Raw genomic sequence first — 4,203 nt, 5'->3', positions numbered from 1 at the left:
GGCTACGGCGCCACCAGTGACGCCTACCACATCACCAGTCCCGACCCGACTGGGGCAGGAGCAGCCCGGGCAATGCAGCTGGCCGTTGCAGAAGCCGGGATCAAACCGGAAGACGTCGGCTACATCAACGCCCACGGGACGGCCACCAAGGCCAACGACAGCGGGGAAGCCAAGGCGATCAATGCCGTCTTTGGCGACCAGGTGCTGGTTTCCTCAACCAAGGGGATGACGGGGCACCTGCTCGGGGCGGCCGGCGCCGTGGAAGCGGTCATTACCTGTGCCAGCCTGGAAAAGGGAATTCTGCCAGCCAATGTCGGCTGCTTTGACCAGGATCCGGCTTGCCCGGTCAACCTGGTTAAGGCCGGCCAGCAAGAGCAGGACGTTGAATACGCCTTGAGCAATTCCTTTGGTTTTGGCGGCCACAACGCAGTCTTAGCTTTTAGAAAGTGGGCTTGATTTTGGAAATAACAGATGTTGAAAAACTGATGGATCGCTTCGAAAAATCGAGCATCCGGGAAATGAACCTGTCTTTGGGAGACCTGGAGCTCTTTTTGAGTAAAAACGAGGTCACCCAGGGCCAGCCGGCCCCTGCACCGGCCCCGGTCAGAGAGGAGCCAGCCGCTTCTGGCCCGGCTCCGTCTTCTCTGCCGGCTCCGGCGGCCAAAGAAGCTGAAGGCAGCGAAAGCGGGCACGCGATCAAGTCGCCCCTGGTCGGCACGATCTACCTGCAGGCCAAGCCTGACCAGCCGCCTTTTGTCAAGGTCGGCGACCGCGTGGCAGTTGGCCAGACCGTCTGCATCGTGGAAGCGATGAAGATGATGACGGAAATCAAGAGCGACGTAGCCGGAATTGTCCGCGAAGTCTGCGTTGAAAACGAAGACCTGGTTGAATGCGAACAGACCCTGTTTTTGATTGAGGAGGCTTAGCATGACCACATTAGATGCCAGTCAAATTCAAGAAATCATTCCGCACCGCTACCCGATGCTCTTGATCGACCGGGTCCTGGACCTGGTCCCGGGCCAGCGGGCCGTGGCCCTGCGCAACGTTACCAACAACGAGGCCGTTTTCCAGGGGCATTTCCCGGGAAATCCGGTTTTGCCGGGCGTTTTGATCGTGGAGTCCCTGGCTCAGACTGGTGCCGTGGCCCTGCTGAGCGACAGCCGCTTTAAAGGCAAGACTGCCTATTTCGGCGGCATCAAGCAGGCTAAGTTCCGGCGGATGGTCAAGCCGGGCGACCAGCTTCGCCTGGAAGTGGAGCTGGTAAAAATCAAGGGGCCGGTCGGCCTGGGCCAGGCAACGGCCTGGGTCGGCGACCAGAAAGCCTGCACGGCGGAACTGACCTTCATGATTTCAGGTGATTAACATGTTTGACAAAGTCTTAGTCGCCAACCGCGGCGAAGCAGCGGTGCGCATTATCCGCACCCTTAAGGAAATGGGCATCAAGTCGGTTGCCATCTATTCAGTGGCTGACCGCGACAGCCTGCACGTCCAGCTGGCCGATGAAGCGGTCTGCGTGGGCTCAAGCCGCCCAAGCGACTCGTATCTGAACATCAAAAACATTATCGCGGCTGCTACCGGGACTGGCGCCCAAGCGATCCACCCGGGCTACGGCTTTTTGTCGGAAAGCGCGGAATTTGCCGAGCTCTGCCGGGCCTGCGGCCTGACCTTCATCGGCCCGCGCCCGGAGACGATCGATCAGATGGGCAACAAAGAACATGCCCGGCAGCTGATGATTAAAAACAAGGTGCCGGTGACCCCGGGCAGCCAGGACTTTATCAGCTCAGCTGAAGAAGCAGCCGGCATTGCTGAAGCAGTCGGCTATCCGGTCTTATTGAAAGCGGCCGCTGGTGGCGGCGGCAAGGGCATCCGCCAGGTCAGCCGGCCTGAGGACATGGCCGCGGCCTTAAGCGTGGCGCAAAACGAAGCCCGGCTGGATTTCGGCAATGACCAGATGTATCTGGAGAAAGTCTTGACCAAGGTCAAGCATATTGAAGTCCAGATCATCCGCGACCGTTTTGGCAACTGCGTTTATTTCCCGGAAAGAGACTGCAGCCTGCAGCGGCGCAAGCAAAAGGTCATCGAAGAGAGCCCGTGTGAGCTTTTGACTGAAACAGAACGCCGGAAGCTGGGGGAGATTGCCGTGCGGGCAGCCCAGGCGGCTGACTACTTGAACACCGGCACGATTGAGTTCTTGATGGACCAGGACCACCATTTTTACTTTATGGAAATGAACACCCGTCTGCAGGTTGAGCACACCGTAACCGAAATGGTAACTGGGGTTGACCTGGTAAAAGCGCAGATTCTGGTGGCCAGCGGCGAAAAGCTGCCCTTTACCCAGGCTGATTTGGCCTCCAAGGGCCATGCCATCGAATGCCGGATCAATGCTGAAGACCCGGAGCGGGACTTCATGCCGTCGACCGGGCAGATTGACTATCTCTTCTTGCCGATCGGCAATCCTGGCATGCGGATCGATTCCGCTCTTTACCAGGGGATGACGGTTTCGCCATTTTACGATTCCATGGTGGCCAAAATCATTGCCTTGGGCAGCGACCGCGAGGAAGCAATTGCCAGAATGCAGCGCCTTTTAAAGGAGCTGGTCATCCGCGGCATCAAGACCAACCAGGATTTCCACTTGGCGATCCTGGCCGATCCGGAATTTAAGCGGGGAACTTTTTCCAATACTTACCTGGAGAAAGAATTTCTGCCCCGCTGGAAGGAGCAGGAAGTAAAGCATGAGGCTGTTTAAAAAGCGCAACACGATCTCTGAAAGGCACGTCAAGGCCAACAAGGGAGCTGAAGAACTGGTTCCCAGCGGCTTGATGCAGCGCTGTCCAAACTGCGGCTTGGAATTTTTCGCCAACCGACTGGACAAGTACCGGACTTGTCCGGAATGCGACTACGGCTTCAGGCTGACTGCCCGGGAGCGGCTGGCCTGGCTGTGCGAAGAGAGCGAGGAATGGTTCGCTGACCTCGTGCCCAGTGACCCGCTGCGCTTTCCCGACTACGGGCAAAAGGTCAAGGCGGGGCGGAAAAAGACCGGCTTAAACGAAGCTGTCTGGACGGGACGGGGAGTTATTGGCGGCCAGCCAGCAGCTCTGGGAATTATGGACCCGTTTTTCATCATGGGCTCTTTGGGGCAGATGACGGGCGAGAAACTGACCAGGCTGATCGAGGAAGCCACCAGGCGGCGGCTGCCGGTGGTGATCTTCACTGCCAGCGGCGGTGCCAGAATGCAGGAGGGGATTTATTCCCTGATGCAGATGGCCAAGGTCGTCAACGCCATCAACCGCCACAAAGCTGCCGGTCTGCTCTACCTGGTCGTTTTGACTGATCCGACCACCGGGGGGGTTACGGCCAGTTTTGCCAGCGAAGGCGACATTACCCTGGCTGAAGCTCACGCGATGGTCGCTTTTGCCGGCCGCAGAGTGATCGAGCAAACGATTCACGAGAAGCTGCCGCGGGATGCCCAAAGCGCCGAGACGGTCTTAAAGCATGGTTTTATTGACCGGATCGTCGTGCGGCAGGAAGAAAAAGAGACGATTGCCTGGCTCTTAAAGTACGGGGGGATGCAGCATGACTAAGGCAATGGATACGGTCCGGGCGGCCCGGGCCAGCGACAAATTGTCAGCGCACTATCTGCGCGAGCATTTGTTCAGTGATTTCATGGAGCTGCACGGCGACCACCAGGGCGGCGACGATCCGGCGATTGTCGGCGGGCTCGCCCTGTTGTCCGGCCAGCCGGTGACCGTAATCACGACCAGCCGCGGGCACAATTTGGACGAACGGCTGGCCAAACACTTCGGCCAGCCGGAACCATCCGGCTACCGCAAGGCAGCCCGGCTGGTCAAAGAAGCCGCGCGCTTCAAGCGGCCGGTCCTGCTCTTTATCGACACGGCCGGAGCCTTTCCGGGCAAAGAGGCTGAATACGCCGGCCAAGGGCAGGCGATTGCTCAGTGCCTGACCGAGATCGGCCAGGCCGCAACGCCAATCATCAGCGTGATTTTCGGTGAAGGCGGCTCAGGCGGTGCCCTGGCTTTGGCTTGCGGCGACGAGGTCTGGATGCTGGAAAATTCGATGTATTCGGTCTTGTCTCCAGAAGGCTTCGCGTCGATTCTGTGGAAGGACGCTGGCCGGGCCGAAGAGGCGGCAGACCTGCTGGGGCTGACGCCGGACCGGCTGCTGGCCGGCCAGGTGATCGAGGGC

The 4,203-nt window shown here is 59.0% G+C and carries 6 protein-coding genes; all 6 read left to right on the top strand.

Going from position 1 to position 4,203, the window contains the following annotated elements:
* Positions 1-456: beta-ketoacyl-[acyl-carrier-protein] synthase family protein (locus lacNas_RS00325; RefSeq protein ID WP_373868155.1), on the top strand; the 456-nt coding region annotated here is incomplete at its 5' end.
* Between the two features lie 2 nt (positions 457-458).
* The gene (accB, locus tag lacNas_RS00320) at positions 459-926 is read left to right on the top strand and encodes an acetyl-CoA carboxylase biotin carboxyl carrier protein (protein WP_201331072.1); all 468 of its coding nucleotides are present in this window, start codon (positions 459-461) and stop codon (positions 924-926) included.
* 1 nt (position 927) lies between these two features.
* Positions 928-1,362, top strand: coding sequence for a 3-hydroxyacyl-ACP dehydratase FabZ (fabZ, locus tag lacNas_RS00315; RefSeq protein WP_201331071.1), 435 nt, complete (start codon positions 928-930; stop codon positions 1,360-1,362).
* Between the two features lies 1 nt (position 1,363).
* Positions 1,364-2,746 carry an acetyl-CoA carboxylase biotin carboxylase subunit gene (gene accC, locus lacNas_RS00310; protein ID WP_201346484.1) on the top strand — a complete coding sequence of 461 codons (1,383 nt, stop codon included), beginning with the start codon at positions 1,364-1,366 and terminating at the stop codon, positions 2,744-2,746.
* Positions 2,733-3,581, top strand: coding sequence for an acetyl-CoA carboxylase carboxyltransferase subunit beta (locus tag lacNas_RS00305; RefSeq protein ID WP_201346483.1), 849 nt, complete (start codon positions 2,733-2,735; stop codon positions 3,579-3,581). Before accC ends, lacNas_RS00305 begins: the two co-directional genes overlap by 14 nt.
* A partial coding sequence (locus lacNas_RS00300; RefSeq protein ID WP_201346482.1) for an acetyl-CoA carboxylase carboxyltransferase subunit alpha occupies positions 3,574-4,203 on the top strand: 630 nt, incomplete at its 3' end. The genes lacNas_RS00305 and lacNas_RS00300, both read left to right, overlap by 8 nt.

Source organism: Lactobacillus nasalidis, from assembly GCF_016587775.1.
Lineage (GTDB): Bacteria > Bacillota > Bacilli > Lactobacillales > Lactobacillaceae > Lactobacillus > Lactobacillus nasalidis.
Note: the sequence above shows the minus strand (reverse complement) of the source record. Positions and strands in the feature narration are given on the sequence as shown.